This is a genomic window from Psychroflexus gondwanensis ACAM 44 (assembly GCF_000355905.1).
Taxonomy (GTDB): Bacteria; Bacteroidota; Bacteroidia; order Flavobacteriales; family Flavobacteriaceae; genus Psychroflexus; species Psychroflexus gondwanensis.
The window spans coordinates 122,779-146,327 of sequence record NZ_APLF01000009.1; the positions used below are offsets into that span (position 1 = coordinate 122,779).

The window sequence follows — 23,549 nt, forward strand, 5'->3', positions numbered from 1 at the left end:
AGATTAGAGTTGATTCCTGAGAATAAGATGTAAGAGTCGAATTTGAGAAAAGCGTTAAGATATATAAGATTTAACGATGAAGAGTTTGATCCTGGCTCAGGATGAACGCTAGCGGCAGGCCTAACACATGCAAGTCGAGGGGTAACATTGGTGCTTGCACCAGATGACGACCGGCGCACGGGTGCGTAACGCGTATACAATCTACCTATTACTAAGAGATAGCCCAGAGAAATTTGGATTAATATTTTATGGTATTATCGATTGGCATCAATTGATAATTAAAGGTTACGGTAATAGATGAGTATGCGTCCTATTAGCTTGATGGTAAGGTAACGGCTTACCATGGCAACGATAGGTAGGGGTCCTGAGAGGGAGATCCCCCACACTGGTACTGAGACACGGACCAGACTCCTACGGGAGGCAGCAGTGAGGAATATTGGACAATGGGAGCAATCCTGATCCAGCCATGCCGCGTGCAGGAAGACTGCCCTATGGGTTGTAAACTGCTTTTATACGGGAAGAAAAAGGTTCACGTGTGAACTGTTGACGGTACCGTAAGAATAAGGACCGGCTAACTCCGTGCCAGCAGCCGCGGTAATACGGAGGGTCCAAGCGTTATCCGGAATCATTGGGTTTAAAGGGTCCGTAGGCGGGACAATCAGTCAGTGGTGAAAGTTTGCGGCTCAACCGTAAAATTGCCATTGATACTGTTGTTCTTGAGTGCTTGTGAAGTGGTTAGAATGAGTAGTGTAGCGGTGAAATGCATAGATATTACTCAGAATACCGATTGCGAAGGCAGATCACTAACAATTCACTGACGCTGATGGACGAAAGCGTAGGTAGCGAACAGGATTAGATACCCTGGTAGTCTACGCCGTAAACGATGGTTACTAGCTGTTCGGACTAATTGCGGTCTGAGTGGCTAAGCGAAAGTGATAAGTAACCCACCTGGGGAGTACGTTCGCAAGAATGAAACTCAAAGGAATTGACGGGGGCCCGCACAAGCGGTGGAGCATGTGGTTTAATTCGATGATACGCGAGGAACCTTACCAGGGCTTAAATGCAGTTTGACAGGGGTGGAAACATCTTTTTCTTCGGACAAATTGCAAGGTGCTGCATGGTTGTCGTCAGCTCGTGCCGTGAGGTGTCAGGTTAAGTCCTATAACGAGCGCAACCCCTTTGTTTAGTTACCAGCATGTAGTGATGGGGACTCTAGACATACTGCCAGTGTAAACTGTGAGGAAGGTGGGGATGACGTCAAATCATCACGGCCCTTACGTCCTGGGCTACACACGTGCTACAATGGTAGGGACAGAGAGCAGCCACTGGGTGACCAGGAGCGAATCTACAAACCCTATCACAGTTCGGATCGCAGTCTGCAACTCGACTGCGTGAAGCTGGAATCGCTAGTAATCGCATATCAGCCATGATGCGGTGAATACGTTCCCGGGCCTTGTACACACCGCCCGTCAAGCCATGGAAGCTGGGGGTACCTGAAGTCGGTCGCCGCAAGGAGCCGCCTAGGGTAAAACTAGTAACTGGGGCTAAGTCGTAACAAGGTAGCCGTACCGGAAGGTGCGGCTGGAATACCTCCTTTTTTAGAGTATTGCATCTGATAAGATGTAATAGACGTTTTTTTAAAGGGAATCAAAAGACTTTAGTAGTAAAGTGGGTTTTGATGTTTCTAGTTGTCAATTTAATAATATTATAAGGTCTACAGTCTCATAGCTCAGCTGGTTAGAGCGCTACACTGATAATGTAGAGGTCGGCAGTTCGAGTCTGCCTGAGACTACTTAAGTCGAAGGAAGACGAGAAGTTTATCCTGAGTAGCTCTTTTATTAAAGAGCGTATCGAAGGGAGTCTGCCTGAGACTACTTAAGTCGAAGGAAGACGAGAAGTTTATCCTGAGTAGCTCTTTTATTAAAGAGCGTATCGAAGGAAGCTTGCCTGAGACTATTTTTTAGTCGTATTGGTAAATTGCAAAAACAGGAATTAGCTATGAAGACAACAGACATTACCTTATAATATAAAACAAGTAATATCTAATTGGTTTTAGATATTATAACGATTTCTAAGGACTTACTTTAAGGGTAAGTGTTTTAGAGGTAAACGTTCATTGACATATTGAAGATATATAAGAATACGAGAGTAAGAGAATTTTTACTTCTTTTAATTAAGGAGTAGGAGTACTTTAGAGTAAAATAAATAAATAATTATCGAATAGATAAGCTTATTAAGGGCGTATGGGGGATGCCTAGGCTCTCAGAGGCGACGAAGGACGTGACAAGCTGCGAAAAGCTGCGGGGATTAGCACATATGAATTGATCCGCAGATATCCGAATGGGGCAACCCACTATACTGAAGGTATAGTATTCCGCAAGGAAAGCGAACCCGGTGAACTGAAACATCTAATTAGCCGGAGGAAGAGAAAACAATAGTGATTTTGCTAGTAGCGGCGAGCGAACGTGAAACAGCCCAAACCAGTACTGTTACGGCAGTACTGGGGTTGTAGGACTACAATATCGTGATTAATAATGAACCCGAATACTTTGGAAAGAGTTCCCATAGAAGGTGACAGGCCTGTAGGGGTAAGATATTAATGATGTAGTAGTATCCTGAGTAGTGCGGGGCACGAGAAACCTTGCATGAATCAGCCGGGACCATCCGGTAAGGCTAAATACTACTGAGAGACCGATAGTGAACCAGTACCGTGAGGGAAAGGTGAAAAGAACCTTGAATAAAGGAGTGAAATAGACCCTGAAACCATACGCTTACAAGCGGTCGGAGCCCCGATAACTATCGGGGTGACGGCGTGCCTTTTGCATAATGAGCCTACGAGTTACCACCGTTAGCAAGGATAAATAATTCAGTTATGGATCCGTAGCGAAAGCGAGTCTGAATAGGGCGATTAAGTTAGCTGTGGTAGACGCGAAACCGTGTGATCTACCCTTGGGCAGGTTGAAGCTGTGGTAACACATAGTGGAGGACCGAACCCGTTGACGTTGAAAAGTCTTGGGATGACCTGAGGGTAGGGGTGAAAGGCCAATCAAACTCGGAAATAGCTCGTACTCCCCGAAATGCATTTAGGTGCAGCGATTAAATAGTTTTATAGAGGTAGAGCTACTGATTGGATGCGGGGGCTTCACCGCCTACCAATTCCTGACAAACTCCGAATGCTATAAAATGTTTTTAATCAGTGAGGGCATGGGTGCTAAGGTCCATGTCCGAGAGGGAAAGAACCCAGAGCATCAGCTAAGGTCCCAAAATATATACTAAGTTGAACAAACGCGGTCAGACTGCTTAGACAGCTAGGATGTTGGCTTGGAAGCAGCCATTCATTTAAAGAGTGCGTAACAGCTCACTAGTCGAGCGGTCAGGCATGGATAATAATCGGGCATAAGTATATTACCGAAGCTATGCTTTTACAATTAATTTTGTAAGAGGTAGGGGAGCATTCTAAACAGCGCAGAAGGTGTACTGTAAGGTATGCTGGAGCGTTTAGAAAAGAAAATGTAGGCATAAGTAACGATAATGCGGGCGAGAAACCCGCACACCGAAAGACCAAGGATTCCTCAGCTATGCTAATCAGCTGAGGGTTAGTCGGGGCCTAAGGCGAACCCGAAAGGGGTAGTCGATGGACAAGCAGTTAATATTCTGCTACCTGCTTTAAATTAAACGAGACGGAGAAGGAAATCTAGTGCGTGCAGACGGAATTGCACGTTGAATCTACTGTAAGGTAGAGATAGTACACCAAAGCTACGGTGGCGGTGATAATCTAGAGGCCGTTCTTCCAAGAAAATCAATTAAAGCAGCCCGTACCGTAAACCGACACAGGTAGTTGGGATGAGAAATCTAAGGTGCTCGAGAGATTCATGGCTAAGGAACTAGGCAAAATGGGCCCGTAACTTCGGGAGAAGGGTCGCCCCCACTTTTGAGTGGGGGCCGCAGTGAAGAGGTCCAGGCGACTGTTTATCAAAAACACAGGGCTCTGCTAAATCGAGAGATGCAGTATAGGGCCTGACACCTGCCCGGTGCTGGAAGGTTAAGAGGAGATGTTATCTTCGGAGAAGCATTGAATTGAAGCCCCAGTAAACGGCGGCCGTAACTATAACGGTCCTAAGGTAGCGAAATTCCTTGTCGGGTAAGTTCCGACCTGCACGAATGGTGCAACGATCTGGACACTGTCTCAGCCATGACCTCGGTGAAATTGTAGTATCGGTGAAGATGCCGATTACCCGCTGTGGGACGAAAAGACCCCGTGAACCTTTACTATAGCTTAGTATTGACTTTGGATAAGTGATGTGTAGGATAGGTGGGAGACATTGAAGCGGCCTCGCTAGGGGCAGTGGAGTCATTGTTGAAATACCACCCTTTACTTGTTTGAAGCCTAACCCCAACTTTTGTTGGGGGACATTACTTGGTGGGTAGTTTGACTGGGGTGGTCGCCTCCAAAAGAGTAACGGAGGCTTCTAAAGGTTCCCTCAGCACGCTTGGTAACCGTGCGTAGAGTGCAATGGCATAAGGGAGCTTGACTGAGAGACCTACAAGTCGATCAGGTACGAAAGTAGAGCATAGTGATCCGGTAGTTCCGCATGGAAGGGCTATCGCTCAAAGGATAAAAGGTACTCCGGGGATAACAGGCTGATCTCCCCCAAGAGCTCACATCGACGGGGGGGTTTGGCACCTCGATGTCGGCTCGTCACATCCTGGGGCTGGAGAAGGTCCCAAGGGTTGGGCTGTTCGCCCATTAAAGTGGCACGCGAGCTGGGTTCAGAACGTCGTGAGACAGTTCGGTCTCTATCTACAGTGGGCGTTAGAAATTTGCGTGGATCTGACTCTAGTACGAGAGGACCGAGTTGGACAAACCTCTGGTGTACCAGTTGTTCCGCCAGGAGCATTGCTGGGTAGCTACGTTTGGAAGGGATAAGCGCTGAAAGCATATAAGCGCGAAACCCACCACAAGATGAGATTTCTTTAAAGGATCCCCAAAGACGATGGGGTTGATAGGTCACAGGTGTAAAGGCAGTAATGTCATAGCCAAGTGATACTAATTATCCGAAGAGCTTATCTATGAGACGATTATTACTTTATTTTACCCTTGACTTTACGTTTTGTTATATATCTTTAACTATGTCACGATATTAGAATTCCCGCAACAGCTGGAACTTTACTTTTAAAAGATAATTGAGAACTACTCAATTACCTTTAATAGCTTAAGGTGGTTATAGCAACGGGGCTCACCTCTTCCCATTCCGAACAGAGCAGTTAAGCCCGTTAGCGCCGATGGTACTACATACTGTGGAAGAGTAGGTCGCCGCCTTCTTATACTAAACCCTTCTTTACTTAACGTAATGAAGGGTTTTTTTTGTTTTAAGATTTCTTCAAATCCTCATTCTATTTAGTATTTTAGCATAAAAAACGTGTCTAAAAAAAGTCCTCAAAAAGTAACTCCATTAATGAAGCAATACAATGCAATCAAGGATAAATATCCTGATGCCATGCTTCTCTTTAGAGTAGGTGATTTTTATGAAACTTTTGGAGAAGATGCTGTTTCTGCTTCCCGTATTTTAAATATTGTCCTTACCAACCGCAATAATGGAGGTGAGCGTTCAGAGCTCGCTGGTTTTCCTCACCATTCTTTAAATACCTATCTGCCTAAACTGGTTAAGGCTGGATTAAGGGTCGCTATATGTGATCAGCTTGAAGATCCAAAGCAGACTAAAACAATCGTAAAGCGTGGCGTTACCGAATTGATAACTCCTGGAGTCTCTCTAAATGATGATGTCTTATCTAGGAATTCCAATAACTTTTTATGTTCTATATTCCTTGGCTCCAAACAAAACTATGGGATTTCTTTTTTAGATGTTTCTACAGGCGAATTTCTAGTTTCTGAAGGGAACCTTGAAGATATCGATAAACTAATTCAGAATTTTAGTCCTAGTGAAATTCTTATTTCTAAAAAACAAAAAAATATCCTTCACGATGCATTAGGTAAACAGCATCCATTCTTTTATTTAGACGACTGGGTCTATAAATTTGATTTCTCCCAGGAAGCGATTCATTCCCATTTTAAAACAACTTCAGTAAAAGGCTTTGGTATTCAAGATTTTGAAGAAGGTCTTATTGCTTCAGGTGCTATTCTTCACTACTTGTCTGAAACCAATCACTTTCAACTGGAGCATATCAACACCATTTCTAGAATAGCTAAAGAAGATTATGTTTGGATGGATAGGTTTACAATAAGGAATCTTGAATTATATCATTCAACTACGCCTGGTGCTGTCACCCTTATTGATGTGATAGACAAAACTGCTTCAGCAATGGGAAGCAGGATGCTTAAACGCTGGTTAGCTTTCCCTTTAAAATCTGAATATAAGATAAATCAACGTCTTGAAAATGTTTTTTTGCTTAAAAGCAATTTTGATTTGCAAACTGAGATAAGATCCCACTTAAAGCAGATTAGTGATATCGAACGTTTAATTTCGAAAGTAGCCACCTTGAAAATAAATCCTAGAGAGTTACTTCAGCTTAAAAATTCTATGGATGTTATCAATTCTTGTATGCTTTTGCTTTCGGAATCGGGTCATGACTCTCTAAAGACTATTGCAGACCAGTTAAATTCATGCGATATACTTAGAGCTAAAATCGATTCAGCACTATCCGATGAACCTCCCGTTAATATTCTTAAAGGTAATACTATCAAAAGAGGATTTTCCGAGGAGTTAGATGAGTACAGAAAAATAGCATTTTCGGGTCACGACTTCTTAGATGAAATGTTAGAGAAAGAATCTAAGCTCAGTGGCATTCCTAGTTTGAAAATAGGCAGCAATAATGTCTATGGCTATTATATAGAAGTGAGGCATGCTCATAAGAATAAAGTACCGGAGGAGTGGACGCGAAAGCAAACCCTTGTCAACGCTGAACGCTATATTACTGAGGAGCTTAAAGTGTATGAAGAAAAAATACTTTCCGCAGAGGAAAAAATTTCAACACTCGAGCAGCAGCTCTTTCATGAATTAGTGGTTTGGACCCAAGACTATATCAAAGTCATTCAGCAAAATGCAATTCAAATTGCACAATTAGATTGTCTTTCCGGATTTGCTCAATTGGCCATGGAGCATAATTATTGTAGACCTAAAATCAATGGAAGTTTAGAACTCAACATTAAAGAGGGTAGGCATCCAGTCATTGAAAATCAACTGAAAGCGGAAGAAGAATACATCAGTAATGATCTCTACTTGGATCAAGAGACTCACCAAATTATAATGATTACAGGTCCCAATATGAGTGGTAAATCTGCTTTACTAAGGCAAACAGCCCTCATTGTCTTATTAGCTCAAATGGGAAGCTTTATACCGGCTTCTTCTGCAGAAATCGGCATTGTAGATAAAATATTTACCAGAGTAGGCGCCAGCGATAATATCTCTATGGGAGAATCCACATTTATGGTAGAAATGAACGAATCTGCCAGTATTTTAAATAATTTATCGGAAAGAAGCTTAGTCTTACTCGATGAAATTGGACGTGGTACGAGTACATACGATGGTATTTCTATCGCTTGGGCTATTGCTGAGTATATTCATGAGCATCCCACAAAAGCTAAAACACTTTTTGCAACACATTATCATGAGCTCAATGAAATGTCTAAACAGTTTGAACGTATTAATAATTACAATGTCTCTGTCAAAGAGTTAAAAGACAAAGTTTTATTTTTAAGAAAACTAGTCCCAGGCGGTAGTGAACATAGTTTTGGAATACATGTGGCTAAAATGGCAGGTATGCCTCAATTTGTCGTGCAGAAGGCTCATAAAATTCTAAAAAAACTCGAATCTTATAGAGATTCAGAAGGGGATACGAGTCTATTAAAACAGGCCATCCAACCAGAGCCTCAGTTGAGCTTCTTCAATATGGACGATCCTTTATTGGAAGAAATCAAGGATGAAATCCTCAGCTTAGATATTGACACTCTAACCCCTGTGGAAGCCTTGATGAAACTAAATGAAATAAAAAGACTACTTAAGCCTAAAGTAAAAAAGTAGCTAGAGTTTAAGAAATCTTCTCTAAAAATTATCTTTTCAGATTTTACGAAAAAGGTTTTGAAAAATCAATTAATATCTTAAATTTGCACTCGCAATTAACCATGCGAAAGTAGCTCAGGGGTAGAGCATCACCTTGCCAAGGTGGGGGTCGCGGGTTCAAATCCCGTCTTTCGCTCTGTTTCGCTCGGATGGTGGAATTGGTAGACACGTTGGACTTAAAATCCAATGACCATTGCGGTCGTGCGGGTTCAAGTCCCGCTCCGAGTACCAAACCCTTTGAGAAATCAAAGGGTTTTTTTATTTGATATGTCCTATGCCTAGAAAACTAAAAAATAGAGAGCTCATTCGCAAAACAGATGAAGAATTTAAGGATTCTCAAAAGACTCCACTGATCTTGATTCTTGATAACATAAGAAGTCTCAACAATATTGGCTCTGTTTTTCGGACGTCTGATGCCTTCCTCATTCAAAAGATCTATTTGTGTGGAATCACAGCAACACCACCTCATAAGGATATTCAAAAAACGGCTTTGGGAGCTACTCAGACAGTAGAGTGGGCTTATGCAGAAAACACTCTAGAACTCGTTAAAGATTTACAACAGCAGGGTGTGAAGGTGATGTCTATAGAGCAAGCTGAACACTCTATCTCTCTGAAGGATTTTAATCCTGAAAAAAACCAAACTTATGCATTAATCTTAGGGAATGAGGTGAAAGGGGTCCAACAAGAGGTAGTGGACCAATCTGACGGGGTTATTGAAATTCCACAATTGGGAACCAAACATTCTTTAAATATTTCAGTAACCACAGGCATTTGTGTTTGGGATTTTATGTCAAAAACTCAGGGTATTTAATTCACTGGATTTTTGAAAAGTTGAAGTCGTCCTAAATTCTCTTTTAGGCTTTTTCTTCCTCTAGTTTATTTTGTAGCATTTTCAATTCATCTCTAAATCGAGCAGCTTCCATAAAGTCAAGATCCTTAGCTGCTTTTTCCATAGATTTTCTCACCTTGGTCATTCTCTTTTTTAAGTCGCTTTCAGAATAGTTAGCGACAGCTTCTTCAGCAGCTTCAAGGGTTGGCATTTCTATCACCTCGTATGGCTCCTTTTTCTTACCACTTAAGGCAGAATCCAAGGATTTTTTGACAGCCTGTGGTGTAATGTTATGTTTTGTATTATAATCAATTTGCTTTTGGCGTCTATAATCGGTCTGGTCCATGGTTTTCTGCATACTAACTGTAATTTTATCTGCATACAGTATGGCTCTGCCTTCGAGGTGTCTAGCGGCTCTCCCTATGGTTTGCGTCAGTGTTCTGTTACTTCTTAAAAAGCCCTCTTTATCCGCGTCCAAAATGGCCACCAAAGATACTTCAGGTAAATCAAGACCTTCTCTAAGTAAATTCACTCCCACCAAAACATCAAACACTCCTTTTCTTAAGTCAGACATAATTTCAACTCTTTCCAAAGTGTCGATATCACTGTGAATATAGCGGGTTCTTATTTTTACTCTGGTTAAATACTTGGACAACTCTTCCGCCATTCGTTTAGTCAGTGTTGTTACCAATACTCTTTGATCTTTGTCCACTCTGATATTAATCTCTTTAATGAGATCATCAATTTGATTCAAACTAGGTCGAACTTCGATAACTGGATCCAACAATCCTGTTGGTCTTATGACCTGCTCAACAACAACTCCACCAGTTTTTTGTAATTCATAATCTGCAGGAGTGGCACTCACATAAACGACCTGGTTTTGTAAAGCTTCGTATTCTTCTAGCCTTAGCGGTCTATTGTCCATCGCAGCAGGTAGTCTAAATCCATAATCTACCAAATTTTCCTTACGAGAACGGTCACCACCATACATAGCTCCTACTTGGGGAATGGTAACGTGGCTTTCATCTACAATCATTAAATAATCGTCTGGAAAATAATCTAGCAAGCAGAATGGTCTTGTGCCTGGCTTTCTTCCGTCTAAATACCTAGAGTAGTTTTCAATTCCAGAGCAATAGCCCAATTCTTTTATCATTTCAAGGTCGAAGTTGGTACGTTCCTCGATACGTTTAGCTTCCAGAGGTTTTCCTATCTCTTTAAAGTATTCAATCTGTTTTCCAAGATCTATAGCAATTTGATCGATAGCTTGGTTCAAGACATCAGGGGAAGTCACAAAAATGTTGGCAGGATAAATATTTAATTTATCATATTTTGCCATAACCTCGTTGGTTTCCACATCAAAAGCTTCAATCTCTTCAATCTCGTCACCAAAGAAGTGAATGCGATAGGCATGATCGGCATAGCCTGGAAACACATCTAAGGTATCTCCTTTTATTCTGAAATTACCATGGTTAAATTGAGCTTCTGTTCTTGAGTATAAACTTTGTACTAAACGTTGAAGTAGTTTCGTTCTTGGAATCTGCTGATCCACTTCGATGGAAATCACATTTTTTTCAAATTCTGCCGGATTTCCAATACCATACAGACAACTTACGGAAGCTACTACCAAAACATCTCGGCGCCCTGAAAGCAAAGAAGAAGTTGTACTTAGTCTTAGTTTTTCAATTTCATCATTAATGGATAAATCCTTTTCAATATAAGTTCCACTTGAAGGGATAAAAGCTTCTGGCTGGTAATAATCATAATAGGAGACAAAATACTCAATGGCACTATCAGGAAAAAACGCTTTGAATTCTGAATAAAGTTGTGCAGCCAGAGTTTTGTTATGAGCCAGAACTAGGGTAGGCTTTTGAACTTCTTCCACCACATTGGCCATGGTGAAGGTCTTTCCAGACCCTGTGACTCCCAATAAAGTTTGATACCTTTCATTACTATAAAGACCCTTTACCAGTTTATCGATCGCTTGAGGTTGGTCGCCAGTAGGTTTGAAATCTGATTTCAGAGTGAACTTCATGAAGTAAATTTTTTGCAAAGATACTTGTAAAGGAAGTCATCGCAAACTTTCTTTAGGTCCTTTGGCATTACTTTCACAAGTGAATATACTTCAACATATAGGTAGCAATTCGACTCTTTATGTTACTGAAAAATAATCTCTTTATTGGTTTTTGGTATTTTTTTGACTTGATATGGAATCAATAGAGGTAAGGTGACCATAGTGCCTTCAGGAGAGTTATTCTGAATCCTTAAAACAAGTGTGGTTTCATTTTCACTCTCAAATAAAATTTCAATAGAATACCCGCCAGTATTCCTAACTTGATCTGTAGCCATCAATAGTATATCTTGTTGAAAGTTGATTGGGTTTTCATCAAAATAACTTAGAAATGATTCTTGGTCTGTAAAGGTGTTTTCAAGTTCAGATTGACTGCTGATAGTGAAATTTCGATTGGCTAAAGATTGATTTTCATCATTAAAATTACCGTCTTTGACGAATTCTAATCTAGAATCAACTCTGGCGTCATCATCATCTGAAGAGCAGCTGAAAAGTGCTATAGAAAGGAGTAGAAGAAAAACAGGTTTCATAATTTATTTTTTATTTTTTAATAAGACGTTAAAAATGAGTAAAGGTTGCTTTAATTTAATGAAAACCTTACTAAAACTTCACTCTTCACTTCCATCTGATCAAAAGATAGGTTTGGAGAATAAGTTTCATTTTTAGAGGAAGCTCCTCTTATCTGAACACCAGAGGCTTTTCCTTGTAAAGCATAAGCATAGGAGTTGGTTTCCGAAATATATATCGCCTTACCAATATCTTGCCCTATGGCTTTAGACATTGCTCCTGCAGCTTCTTTTGCATTTGTCACTGCTTTCGCTTTCATCTGTGATTGAATAAGGTTGATTTGCGAGTGTTCTGTTTTTCCTAAGTTGATATTAGAAATCTCAATGTCTTGTAATGCGTTTAAGACCTTACCTAAAGTAGAGGCCTTATAGACCAAAAGGCTGTAGGACTTATTTTTTAGAATTTTCTGACCAGACAAAAAATAAGATTTAAAGTTACTCCCAGCATCCGCTATAAAAAGTTGTTTTTCAATATCTATAGATAGTTTTTCTAATTCTGAAATCATCTTTTGTTCCAGTTTTTCGAGGCTTGTTCTTCCATTGGTATCTTCTTCAGATATTAGAATATCCAAGTAAATTCTGTCTGGACTCACTAAAGTGTCGGCGCTACCTTTAACTTCTATATAAGGTTGATCTATAAAGTTTTTTTGCTGAGCTATAGCGTTGGAGATACTTGAGAAGAAAATTAAAAAGCTGAGTAAAGATTTCATAAGGTTTCAGTTTAAAAAAGATTAAGTTAGTTTTATACAGGTTAACGCTTCAAGGTGAAATTACCTGTTTCCACCCGACCATCCGAAAATTGGATGCGGAACCAATAGTCATCCGTGGGCATATTTTCGCTATTATAAGTTCCATCCCATCCTCGATCTTTACTGGTGAAGGAAGACAACAATTTTCCATAGCGATCATAGACTGCCAGCTGAATATTCTCTTGATTGGTTCCGGATAAACCGCTTATTTTCCAAATATCATTTATGCCATCCCCATTAGGCGTAAAAAATTCCATAATTCCCAGCACACTCACTGTTTTTTGGGAAATTCCACACCCCAGTTGATCTCTTACATAAACGGTATAAATCCCAGGATTCAAATTTTCAAATCTATTGGATTCTTGAAAGTTAATAGGCTCATTTAATGCATACTCATAGATACCTAAACTAGAAGGATTAAGAGTAATTTCTATAGATTTATTATCCCTTGAAGAATCTTCTACATTCACCTCAAAATCGGCGAGATTAGACTCGATAACTTCAAACTCCTTTATTAAGCTACAGCCAGAATTTGAATCGATGATTTCAACTGAATAAGCGCCAGCCTGATTGATTTCTAAAGTTTGAGATGTTTCATCTGTAGACCATAAAAACTGATAGTTTGACAAATTTTGATTACCAGATAAAGCATCGATGACAATTGGGTTAGGGAAATCTTCTAAACAATAAGTGAGGAACTCGTTTTCTATATTAATACTAGGAAAATCAAAAGTAAATAAACCGATTTCAACCAAAGTTTCACAAGACTCAAAACCGGTAATCACAGCGTAAATTCTGTTTAGATTGTTTCTATTTTCAAAATTCTGAGGGTTTGAAATTTCGTTCAGGCCATTGATGGCATCGCTCTCAAATTCATAGAATGTAATGTCGATATTATTGGATGAAATCCCACTTACCCCATCAACCAATAGGTCTATAGAACTAGTAAGATTGAAAATACCGTAACCAAGGTCAAAATCCTTGCAGGTTTCTAGTTCAACGGAGTTATAATCAGGGCTAAAATTGAAATCTACATTATATTCCCAAGTTTTTAAACAGCTTCCATCTTCTAGATCAACTTCCAGTATATATGTATTTGAAACGGGAAACGCAGTATCTTCAGGAATACTTATAGTTAGGGAAGAAGATGTTTCATTAGGAATAAGTGTTCCGTTTTCAAACCATGAGAAAGAGGCTTGGTTAAATTCATTCATTTCTATAGTGTACTGATATGTGTCACAAAGATTTATAGTTTCAGAATTAAATGTAGGTAGAGATTCTTCTACATTAAAAATTTTAGTCACTGGACAATCTTCACCAACAAATCTTATGTTTACAGAATATTCACCCGCAGAATTTATTTCTAAAAAAGGACTTGTCTCTCCCGTAGACCATAAATATTGGTAAAGAGAAGGATCTTCATTTTCATCTAAAGGCTTAATGGTAGTTGGGTTTGGGAAATCTTCCATGCAATAAATAACCAGCTCGTCATCCAAATTAACATCAGGAAACTCTTGGATAGTCAGCTCGACCTCTACTATAGATGTGCAAACACCAAAAGTGATCGCTTTAGCAAATAGAGATTCTAATCCTTCGGAATTTATAAAACTAGGAGATGTTGGTATCGGATTATTTTCTAATTCAGCATCCTCAAACCTTCTATAAAAAATCAAGTTTATCTCATTAGGGTCGACTTGAGCATCATCAGCGAGAATAGTCTTGATTTCAGTTAAATCAAAAGTAGCAAAGTCCTCTTGTACTTCTTTACAAGCAATGAGTTCTGTGTCGTTATACTCAGGACTTTTGTTGAAGGTGATTCGAGCTACACCTATTAAGGGACAATCACCAGTATTCAAATCCACTTCTAGACTATAATTTTCTTGAAGAGGAAAAATTGAATTTAAAGGTACAGTGATATCTAAAAAATTTTCGGTTTCCCCGGGTAAAATAATGCCATCCTTCTTCCAGACATAACTAGCTCCAGGGATATCATCATAGCTCAGTGTATAGGAGTAAATGTCGCAAAGACTTACTTGTTCTATCACTTCATCTGTGGGAGTATCAACAATAGGAATCCGTTTATTGAAAAGCGATTGGATGAAAGGAGGAAGTCCGAAAGTAGCAATTCTGCCATTAAGAGAAATCGCTCCTTGAGAGCTGCTTTGGCTATAGTTGCTAGCAGTTCCAAGTTCGTTTGGATTATTGATGACGCCTAAAGTAGAAGTATTTATTATAGAATGGTAAATTTTACCATCGGGCCCAAGCTGAAGTGCCGTCCTAGGCAAACCTAAATTGGTGATGGATGTGATAGAATTTGAGATATCTGTAGAATTTAAATCCCATTGATAAATTTTATTGGATGTATCCTCTACTGTGGCATACGCTTTTGTCCCATCTTGGGAAAATTCTACTCCGTAAGCATTCACTCCAGCAATCAATTCAAGTGGGTTCGTAACGGTTCCAGTTAAATTATCAAAATCATAAACGTAGACATTCCCGTCGCCAGCATCTTGGGTTCCAGATTGGTCAAAATTTGTAGTATTATGAGCGATAAGTAATTTGTCTCCAAGGGGAGAGGCTTTTAAGTAACCTATAGCGGCTCTACGATAATTATCAACTTCCAGTAGAGGCGGCACTTCTGAAATCACTGGCGTTTCATCTATCCCAGCTTGATCGATAAAAAACGTATAAAATTTATTTCTGAAGTGAGTAATTACCCATACTGAGTTGCAGTCGCGACCTCTTACGGCTGTTATTTTTTCGGAAGCCTTGTATTTTATCTGTTCAGAATCACTGGGATCGTAAGTAATCAGCTCATTGTTCCTTTCACTTGGGATCACGTTTCCTAATCCGCCGTCAAGGCTTAGGTCTACGACAGAGTAATTCAACCCATTATTAAATCCATCATCTGCTTCTGGTACACCTTGGTTAGTATCTGTATAAAGAGGGATTGAATTTCCATTTCTATCTGCAGGGCCTCGACTAGGATAAGCGTTGGCGTTTTCATGGTGAGGCTCATCGATGGTAAAGACAAAATAAAGATTGGGATTTGTGGGATGGGGAACAATAAGTCCACTGGAGGTACTGGATGGATCGCCATTTAATCCTGTGCCATTAAAATAATCTGCATTGGACATGATTTGGTGATTTCGGTTCCAAATCGTTCTCCCATCGGTATATATCAAAAGATTACCATTAGCATCGGAAATCGAAGAGCAACCTTCATTAGTACTCAGCTGTCCGTTACTAAGCGCTGTTGGAGGATTGGTGTTAAAGGTGATTCCAGCATTAAATCCAAAATACCAGTTATTGGCTTCGCCCTGAGCTAAAGCTCCCCAGAAGGATAATAGAAAAATAGAGATGATGACTTTATGCAAACTCAGTTTTTCCTCAAATATAATTTAAAGATCTCTTTTCTGAAGGAGTTTCCAAGAGGAATAAATAAAAATGAAACTCCATCCTAGTACAATCAAAACGGCAGACCATTCTACATCATAGGATTTGGTAAACTCTGAGTTTAGTTGAACTGCAGTTGATTTTACAATCCCTAATCGGGTTAAGGGTTCCACAATAAGATTGCCCATGGCTTGAAGAGGGAGAAAGTCGAGAATAAAATCTAAAGACTCCGCCTGAAACTTAACCAAAAGCTGAACGATACCTTCAAACACCCAGATCAAAAATAAAAAGCCTAGTGCAAAGGCAGATCGCTTAAGGAGAATGCCAAAAAATAAACACATGGAAAAAAATCCTACCAGTTTTAGAAAATAGGCCAGAATATACTCTAAGTCAGAGAAAATAATTCCGATTTCGTCGTAGTCAGAAAATATCAATCCCAAGGTTAAACTCACTATAAACAAGAGAAGTGTAGAGGCTAAGGCAAATGTAATAACGCCGTAAAACTTAGAAAGGATAAATTCTTTTTTGCTCAATCCATCTATTAAATTCTGCTTCAAAGTCCTATTGGTATATTCGCTAGAGACCATAGAGACAATTACGATAGCTAAAAACAACTTTAGAAAAGCCACAAAATACGCGTTGAAATGCCAGATGTAAGGAAAGTTAAAAATCCCTTGGTCGGCAAGCCTAAAGTCTATAGAGCCAAAGTTGAAACGTATAGAAGCAAATAAAGCGATGGCACTAAAGAGTAAAAAATAAATAAGACTCAATACTTTGGCCGCTTTATTATTTTTTAATTTATGGAATTCAATGGATAGTAGTCTTAGCATAACTGGAAATTATTGTTCTTTGGTGAGTTTTAAAAATTGTTCCTCCAAGGTTTCTTTTCGTTGGACAAGGTGAGTGAGGACAATGTCTTTATCAAAACTTTCCTGATTGAGTAATTGAGCGCTGTAAGGTTTTGAGAGGATTGCTTTTATAACATTTGCATCATCTTCCTCATAACTTTCTATAGCAGGATGAGCTTCTAGAAATACTTTGAGCTCACTGTTAGATTCACTTTTCAATTCAAAAAAACCATGAGTGGCATTCATCTCATCTACAGGACCGGAATATAGTTTTACTCCTTTCCGTATCACAACCACATGCGTACAGACTTTTTCAACTTCATCCAACAGGTGGGAAGCTAAAAGAATAGTCATGCCTTCGCTGGCAATTTTCTTGATGATTTCTCGAATTTGATGAATTCCCTGTGGGTCTAATCCATTGGTAGGCTCATCTAGAATAAGAATTTCTGGGTTATTCAGCAAAGCAGAGGCAATCGCCAATCTCTGTTTCATCCCTAAGGAATAACTTTTAAAATGGTCTTTTTTACGATCCAGAAGACTTACAATCTCCAACACCTCGTTTATTCTTGAGCTATGAACGCCCTTAATTTTACAAACCAACTTAAGATTATCCTCAGCACTCATGCTTGGATAAAAGTTTGGACTTTCAATAATAGCCCCTACTTTTTTAAGGGCTTCGTGGGTGTTAAGAGTTCCATCAAACCAATTAAATGATCCCGAAGTAGGGTTTACAACATTCAGCACCATGCCCAGAGTTGTAGATTTTCCACTCCCATTGGGGCCAAGAATGCCATAAACGTTTCCTTTTTGAATGTCGAAGGATAAATTTTTAACGGCTGTCAGACTCCCGAATTTTTTAGACAGTCCTTTTAGTTGAAGTATGGTTTCCAAAGTCGATCGATTTATTGTAGGACGAGAAGCATAGAGTATTGTTACAATTTGAGAAAGCAAATTTGCTACCTTTGAAAAAAAAGAACATGGAAAAGAAACTCATGTCTAGGAAAAAACCAACGTTTCCTATCAACGAGCAACTCAATAGATACTTGCAGACCTACAATAGGAATACAAAGATCCCTGTGTCTTACGATGACTTGTTGAGATTTTCTGGTTCGATTGTGGTATACGACAGAGCAGATGAAGATACCTTGTGGGTGAGATGCTACTATTCCGACTTCGAGCGGGAAGAAATAGACAATAGCCTTAAAAGGGTTTACTTGATCCTTCATTCTGATGGTCGAAGTGAGCATATGGATTTCCTCAATGTGGATGCTATTGATTACTGCACCTTTGGAAATTCAAGGCCCTTTAGAATAAAGATAAGAAATGTCCTTAATGACAACTTCACTTACTTTTACGTCAAGAAAGCAGATGCTTCCAGAATATACGGATTAGATTTTGAACACATATTGTCACCTAACCGCATCAATTTTTTGGTGTATAAAGACACTTTAATTGAAGAGCATATCGCTGGTATTCCAGGCGACGTTTTTATTAAGGAGCAGTTACCAAAGTGTAGCGATCGGGCTAGGAACGAAATTGCAAAACAATTTGTAAAATTTGATGAACGCTGTACTCTTAGGCTTTTAGGGGATATGCGTTCTTATAATTATGTGGTGATTCCTACTCACGATTTTGATCATGTGGATTATAAAATAAGGGCCATAGATTTTGATCAGCAGAATTACGAAGGCAACCTAAAGGTCTATCAGCCTCATTTTTTTAAAGAAAATCGGCCTATGGTCAAACTGGTCTCAGATCTTCTTCAGGAGTCTTCTATAGAACAATACCGAAAAGAGGAGCGCTCCCAAGTTGCCAAACGCCTTATTACTTCAGAAAAACGGTTTAGGATGTTGATTCGCAGTATGATTAAAGACAGAGTCTCTTCAGAAGAAAATGTAAAAATGCTAAGGAATCAACTGGTGGCCTATACCAGAGATATCCGATTTAAGCGTTGCAGAACGATGGGGCACATTCTGAAAACAGCTTTAGACTTTGTTAAGCGAAATTATTTGGAGGTAGAATAATTTAGAGATGACCTTCTTTTATACGCTTGGTTTTTCCTATTTTTAGGGCCAAATAAAATTTATATACATGAAAAAAATCAGTTTTCTTTTCTTAGCTATAGGCTTTGGATTCTTATCTATGCCTTCAGCTCATGCTCAGCTAGACAATAATCAATCCGATTTTGATGAATTTATGGACAGGTCTGGTAACCGATACCGATCGGCCTCAGGTAAACCTGGTCCAGACTATTTTCAAAATGAAGCCGATTATGATATCAAAGTCAGTTTAGACCCAGAAACCCATACAGTGACGGGTCAGCTGACGATGACTTACACCAATAACAGTCCAGAAAATTTAGAGTACATCTGGATGTATCTAGAACAAAATAGATTTACAGAAAATTCTAGAGGTACCTTAACTACTCCAGTCGAAGGCAATCGCTATAATGGAGATCCCTTAGATGGAGTTAAAATTACCAATCTCCAAGCCAAAGTAAAGGGATCGACCTCTAGCAAACACCTTATTACCGATACGCGTATGCAGGTGTTTTTCAATAAACCTTTGAAAGCAAAAGGGGGAACTGCAGAAGTTTCTATGAATTTTGAATTTGAAGTTCCTGTCAATGGAATGGATAGAATGGGGCGACTAAGCACAGAGAATGGAGAAATCTACGCTATGGCCCAATGGTTTCCTCAGGTAGCCGTCTTCGATGATATCGAAGGTTGGAATATAGAGCCCTATCTAGGAGCGGGTGAATTCTATTATGATTACGGTGATTTTGACGTTGAAATTACGGTGCCTCATAATTATGTTGTTGTGGGCTCTGGTGAATTACAAAATCCTAAAGATGTGATGTCGTCTACTTTGTACGATAGATATAAAAAAGCTTTGGAAAGTCAAGAAACAGTAACTTTAATTTCTTCAGAAGAAATTGGTGAGTCAAAGATGTTTGCTAATCAAAGCGGCACTCAGACTTGGAATTATGAAATTGAAAATGCTAGAGATTTTGCATTTGCTGCTTCCAAAGCTTTTATTTGGGATGGAGCACAATTCAATCTTCCTAGTGGTGAAACAGGTTTGGCCCATTCGGTCTATCCTATCGAAAGCGATGGACAAGACGCTTGGTCTAGATCTACAGAATACAGCAAAGCTTCTATTGAGTATTATTCTGAAAAATGGTATGAATACCCTTATTCATCGGCTGTCAACGTTGCCGCGGATATAGGTGGTATGGAATACCCTGCTTTAAATTTTTGTAGCTGGAAGAGTAAAGGCGGTCGCCTTTGGGGAGTTACCGATCACGAATTTGGTCATAACTGGTTCCCTATGATTGTGGGGAGTAACGAAAGACGTTATGCTTGGATGGACGAAGGTTTTAATACCTTTATCAATTACTACAGTACTCAAGCCTTTAACGATGGCGAATATCCTACCCGCCTGAATCAACCAAGAAGTTTAACCGGTTGGTTTTTAGGCGAAGGTCGAGAAGGAATTGATACCTATCCAGATATGGCTAATCTTAGAAACCTAGGAATGATAGCTTATTACAAGCCAGCATTGGGATTGTTGATGTTAAGAGAATACATTTTAGGGGAGGAGCGCTTTGATTATGCATTCAGATCTTATATTGAAACCTGGGCCTTCAAACATCCGCAACCTCAAGATTTCTTTAATCATATGGAAAATGCTGCTGGAGAAAATCTGTCCTGGTATTTTAATGCTTGGTTCTACGGCACAGGAAATATTGATTTAGCAATTGATTCCCTAACAGAGAAGGATGGTGCATATTTTCTAACAGTCTCCAATAAGGGCGAGATCCCAATGCCTATGCACATGCAAATTACCTTTGAAGATGGTTCCACTGAAATGAAAAGTCTTCCTGTTGAAATATGGCAAAGAGGGGACACCTGGACCCATAAGTTTGAAACTGAGAAATCTATAAAATCGATTGAACTTGACCCTGAAAAAATCTTGATGGACGTTAATTTCTCTAATGATAAATGGCCTTTAGATATTTATGAAGATTAATTTCTGAGTCAAACTATACACCAAAAACGACCTCAATTTGAGGTCGTTTTTTTATTCACTTAGCTTAGGAATGCAGTTTATAAAAACTCAGTTTCAATTGATCGTATCAAAGTCGTTTATAGATATTTTGTATCCCAATGATTGCCATGATTTCAACACCATTATCAGTAGTTCTGAAGTAGATACTATCAAGCTACAAACACAGCGCCTGTATCCTTTTCTTATAAATTCAATGGATTCAAAAGAAAACGGTTGTTTGGCAATTATTTCAAAGTAACCAAAAAAAGTATCAAAATAAATATCAGCTTGAATTTGGCCGAATTTTTCAATACCATAGTGGTGAATTCTTATTAAGTCCTCTTTTGCAACCTGACTTAATTTATAGCTAGCCATTATTCAAAGCCTTTAATTCCGCTAGAATTTGTTCTTTACTTTGATTAGTGAAACCACTATTTTCAGCTTTTTTAAGTTTTGAATTAATCCAATCAATTTGTATTTGTTGTTTTCTAGCTTGTCTTATTAAGTCATTTACAAGTTCGCTTTTACTAGCATATTCTTTAGAATTGACTTGATCTTTCAACCATTCATCATTTGGTTCAGTAAATGATATACTCTGCCTGCCCATAGATTATATTTTTGAGATAGGTTTTAATTAAACACCTATTCAAATATAAGCCAAGCCGAAGAGTTTTTCTCCTCCAATTGGTATTGGATTAAAGTCCAGAAATGCTATCAGCAGTAACTTGTCTATCTACTTTTCTCAATAAGCCCTGTAAAACTTTTCCAGGGCCAACTTCTGTAAAGTCAGTAGCACCATCGGCAAGCATCTGTCGCATGGTTTGTGTCCATTTGACGGGGGCAGTTAATTGTTTGATCAAATTGATTTTGATCTCCTCAGGATCGGATACCGCAGTGGTCGTCACATTTTGATACACAGGACATTTTGGAGTTTGGAAGGGCGTAGACTCTATCGCTTTAGCAAGTTCTTCTCTAGCAGGCTCCATGAGAGGAGAGTGAAAAGCTCCACCTACTGGAAGCATCATAGCCCGTTTTGCGCCTTTTTCTTTCAAAGCTTCACAGGCTTTTTCAACAGCATCATGCGTCCCTGAAATCACCAACTGCCCAGGACAGTTATAGTTAGCAGGAACCACAATACCTCCTATGGTTTTGCAAACGTCTTCTACGACTTTGTCTTCAAGACCTAGTACGGCGGCCATGGTAGATGGATTGATTTCACAGGCTTTTTGCATCGCCAAAGCTCGTTTATGAACCAGTCTCAAGGCATCCTCAAACTCTAAAGTCCCGTTAGCGACCAAGGCCGAAAACTCACCTAAAGAGTGTCCGGCAACCATATTGGGTTGAAACGATGTGCCTAAGACTTTACTTAAGATGACGGAGTGTAGAAAAATAGCAGGTTGAGTCACTTTAGTTTCTTTTAAGTCTTCTGCGGAGCCTTCAAACATGATTTTGGAAATATCAAAGCCAAGGATGTCGTTGGCTTGATGAAATAAAGCTCTAGCTTCTTCAGATGAATTGTAAAGATCTTGACCCATGCCAGTAAACTGAGCACCTTGTCCTGGAAATATATATGCTTTCATAAAGTTGTGTTTTAAATTTTAAGATTCAAATATACTATTTTGATGGACTATTCGAAAGGGGGTTCTCGACTCCGCTCGAACATAAACAAGGTGTCAAGTAGCACAGGGTTCTCGACTCCGCTCGAACGTAAACAAGTAGGGCAGGGTTCTCGACTCCGCTCGAACATAAACAAGTAGGGCAAGGTTCTCGACTCCGCCTGCCAAACAAAAAAGGTTCTCGACTCCGCTCGAACGTAAACAAGTAGCGCAGGGTTCTCGACTCCGCCTGCCTAATAAAAAAGGTTCTCGACTCCGCTCGAACGTAAACAAGTAGCGCAGGGTTCTCGACTCCGCTCGAACATAAACAGGGAGTAAAGTAGCGCAAGGTTCTCGACTCCGCTCGAACATAAACAAGGAGAACAGTAGGGCAGGGTTCTCGGCTTCGCTCGAACATAAACATGGTGTCAGGGTTCTCGACTCCGCTCGAACGTAAACATGGTGTCAGTAAGGCTCGAACATAAACAAGGTTCTCGACTCCGCTCGAACATAAACAAGGAGTAAAGTAGGGTAGGGTTCTCGACTCCGCTCGAACGTAAACAAGTAGCACAGGGTTCTCGACTCCGCTCGTACGTAAACAAGGAGTCATAAAAGCTCGAACACAAATCACTAATAAAAATTGGATATAGATGTTTATATTTATAAGACTTATCCTTAAAAATGAAAACTTATTACGTTTATATCCTTAAATGTTCAGATGACAGTTTTTACACTGGAATGACGAATGATTTGGAACGAAGGTTTGAAGAGCATAGTTATGGACATAACAAACTAGCATACACTTTTAATAAGCGCCCTTTAGAACTCAAGTTTTTTGAAACATTCAATGACGTTGTTCAAGCGTTTTATTTTGAGAGAAAAATCAAAAAATGGAGCAAAGCAAAAAAGCAAGCCCTAATCGATCAGAACTGGGATAGGTTAAAAGAACTTTCAATATGTAAAAATGACACTCATTATTCAAATAAGAAGTAGTTCTTTTAAGGGACTATTCGAAAGAGGGTTCTCGACTCCGCCTGTCTAATAAAAAGGTTCTCGACTTCGCTCGAACATAAACAATGTGTCAGGTAGCGTAGGGTTCTCGACTCCGCTCGAACGTAAACATGGTGTCAGAAAGGTTCGAACATAAAAAAGGTTCTCGACTCCGCTCGAACGTAAACAAGGTGTCAAGTAGGGTAGGGTTCTCGACTCCGCTCGAACGTAAACAAGGTTCTCGACTCCGCTCGAACATAAACAAGGTTCTCGACTCCGCTCGAACATAAACAAGGATGGCAGGGTTCTCGACTCCGCTCGAACGTAAACAAGTAGCACAGGGTTCTCGACTCCGCTCGCATAACAAAATTTCTCGACTC

At 39.6% G+C, this 23,549-nt stretch carries 14 protein-coding genes, 3 tRNA genes and 3 rRNA genes; 11 read left to right on the forward strand and 9 right to left on the reverse strand.

Going from position 1 to position 23,549, the window contains the following annotated elements; genetic code table 11:
* Positions 1 to 73 precede the first annotated feature (73 nt).
* The 8 genes from PGOND44_RS09410 to PGOND44_RS09445 all read left to right on the forward strand — a co-directional run bounded on the left by PGOND44_RS09410 (position 74) and on the right by PGOND44_RS09445 (position 8,889).
* Positions 74 to 1,597: ribosomal RNA gene (locus PGOND44_RS09410) — 16S ribosomal RNA — on the forward strand.
* A gap of 121 nt (positions 1,598 to 1,718) precedes the next feature.
* A tRNA-Ile gene (locus tag PGOND44_RS09415) sits at positions 1,719 to 1,792 on the forward strand.
* 431 nt (positions 1,793 to 2,223) lie between these two features.
* A 23S ribosomal RNA gene (locus PGOND44_RS09420) occupies positions 2,224 to 5,071 on the forward strand.
* Positions 5,072 to 5,214: 143 nt separating this feature from the next.
* Positions 5,215 to 5,323, forward strand: a 5S ribosomal RNA gene (gene rrf, locus PGOND44_RS09425).
* The 16S, 23S and 5S rRNA genes sit together here with 1 tRNA gene alongside, the layout of an rRNA operon.
* A 133-nt stretch (positions 5,324 to 5,456) precedes the next feature.
* Entirely contained in the window at positions 5,457 to 8,039 is a 2,583-nt protein-coding gene (mutS, locus tag PGOND44_RS09430) for a DNA mismatch repair protein MutS (RefSeq protein ID WP_236611983.1), read from the forward strand.
* 103 nt (positions 8,040 to 8,142) lie between these two features.
* Positions 8,143 to 8,214 (forward strand) — tRNA-Gly (locus PGOND44_RS09435).
* Between the two features lie 7 nt (positions 8,215 to 8,221).
* Positions 8,222 to 8,309, forward strand: a tRNA-Leu gene (locus PGOND44_RS09440).
* Between the two features lie 43 nt (positions 8,310 to 8,352).
* Positions 8,353 to 8,889 carry an RNA methyltransferase gene (locus PGOND44_RS09445; protein ID WP_003440662.1) on the forward strand — a complete coding sequence of 179 codons (537 nt, stop codon included), beginning with the start codon at positions 8,353 to 8,355 and terminating at the stop codon, positions 8,887 to 8,889.
* Between the two features lie 43 nt (positions 8,890 to 8,932).
* Here the strand turns inward: PGOND44_RS09445 and uvrB are convergent, their stop codons facing one another.
* The 6 genes from uvrB to PGOND44_RS09480 form a co-directional block, all read right to left on the reverse strand.
* Positions 8,933 to 10,939 (reverse strand): excinuclease ABC subunit UvrB, encoded by a 2,007-nt coding sequence (gene uvrB, locus PGOND44_RS09450; RefSeq protein ID WP_003440665.1) that lies wholly within the window; start codon positions 10,937 to 10,939, stop codon positions 8,933 to 8,935.
* A 122-nt stretch (positions 10,940 to 11,061) separates the two neighbouring features.
* Entirely contained in the window at positions 11,062 to 11,505 is a 444-nt protein-coding gene (locus PGOND44_RS09455; protein ID WP_003440667.1) for a protease complex subunit PrcB family protein, read from the reverse strand.
* A 50-nt stretch (positions 11,506 to 11,555) separates the two neighbouring features.
* A complete protein-coding gene (locus PGOND44_RS09460) occupies positions 11,556 to 12,251 on the reverse strand; it encodes an SIMPL domain-containing protein (protein WP_003440670.1) in 696 nt (231 codons plus the stop codon).
* Between the two features lie 41 nt (positions 12,252 to 12,292).
* Positions 12,293 to 15,667, reverse strand: a complete 3,375-nt coding sequence (locus PGOND44_RS09470; protein WP_003440672.1) for a T9SS type B sorting domain-containing protein — start codon at positions 15,665 to 15,667, stop codon at positions 12,293 to 12,295.
* 24 nt (positions 15,668 to 15,691) lie between these two features.
* The gene (locus PGOND44_RS09475) at positions 15,692 to 16,516 is read right to left on the reverse strand and encodes an ABC transporter permease (RefSeq protein ID WP_003440675.1); all 825 of its coding nucleotides are present in this window, start codon (positions 16,514 to 16,516) and stop codon (positions 15,692 to 15,694) included.
* Between the two features lie 9 nt (positions 16,517 to 16,525).
* Positions 16,526 to 17,425 (reverse strand): ABC transporter ATP-binding protein, encoded by a 900-nt coding sequence (locus tag PGOND44_RS09480; RefSeq protein ID WP_003440678.1) that lies wholly within the window; start codon positions 17,423 to 17,425, stop codon positions 16,526 to 16,528.
* 86 nt (positions 17,426 to 17,511) lie between these two features.
* Between PGOND44_RS09480 and PGOND44_RS09485 the strand changes: the two genes are divergently transcribed.
* Positions 17,512 to 18,558, forward strand: coding sequence for a hypothetical protein (locus PGOND44_RS09485; RefSeq protein WP_003440681.1), 1,047 nt, complete (start codon positions 17,512 to 17,514; stop codon positions 18,556 to 18,558).
* 67 nt (positions 18,559 to 18,625) lie between these two features.
* Entirely contained in the window at positions 18,626 to 20,566 is a 1,941-nt protein-coding gene (locus PGOND44_RS09490; RefSeq protein WP_003440684.1) for a M1 family metallopeptidase, read from the forward strand.
* Positions 20,567 to 20,659: 93 nt separating this feature from the next.
* Here PGOND44_RS09490 and PGOND44_RS09495 read toward each other — a convergent pair whose 3' ends face one another.
* The 3 genes from PGOND44_RS09495 to fabD all read right to left on the reverse strand — a co-directional run bounded on the left by PGOND44_RS09495 (position 20,660) and on the right by fabD (position 22,164).
* On the reverse strand, positions 20,660 to 20,959 hold the full coding sequence (locus tag PGOND44_RS09495; protein WP_003440687.1) for a type II toxin-antitoxin system RelE/ParE family toxin: 300 nt from the start codon (positions 20,957 to 20,959) through the stop codon (positions 20,660 to 20,662).
* Positions 20,952 to 21,191 (reverse strand): ribbon-helix-helix domain-containing protein, encoded by a 240-nt coding sequence (locus PGOND44_RS09500; RefSeq protein ID WP_003440690.1) that lies wholly within the window; start codon positions 21,189 to 21,191, stop codon positions 20,952 to 20,954. The genes PGOND44_RS09495 and PGOND44_RS09500 overlap by 8 nt, the downstream gene beginning before the upstream one ends.
* A gap of 88 nt (positions 21,192 to 21,279) precedes the next feature.
* Positions 21,280 to 22,164, reverse strand: a complete 885-nt coding sequence (gene fabD, locus PGOND44_RS09505; protein WP_003440691.1) for an ACP S-malonyltransferase — start codon at positions 22,162 to 22,164, stop codon at positions 21,280 to 21,282.
* Positions 22,165 to 22,860: 696 nt separating this feature from the next.
* On the opposite strand from fabD, the gene PGOND44_RS09510 reads away from it, so the two are divergent.
* Positions 22,861 to 23,172 (forward strand): GIY-YIG nuclease family protein, encoded by a 312-nt coding sequence (locus PGOND44_RS09510; RefSeq protein WP_003440692.1) that lies wholly within the window; start codon positions 22,861 to 22,863, stop codon positions 23,170 to 23,172.
* Positions 23,173 to 23,549: the final 377 nt, after the last annotated feature.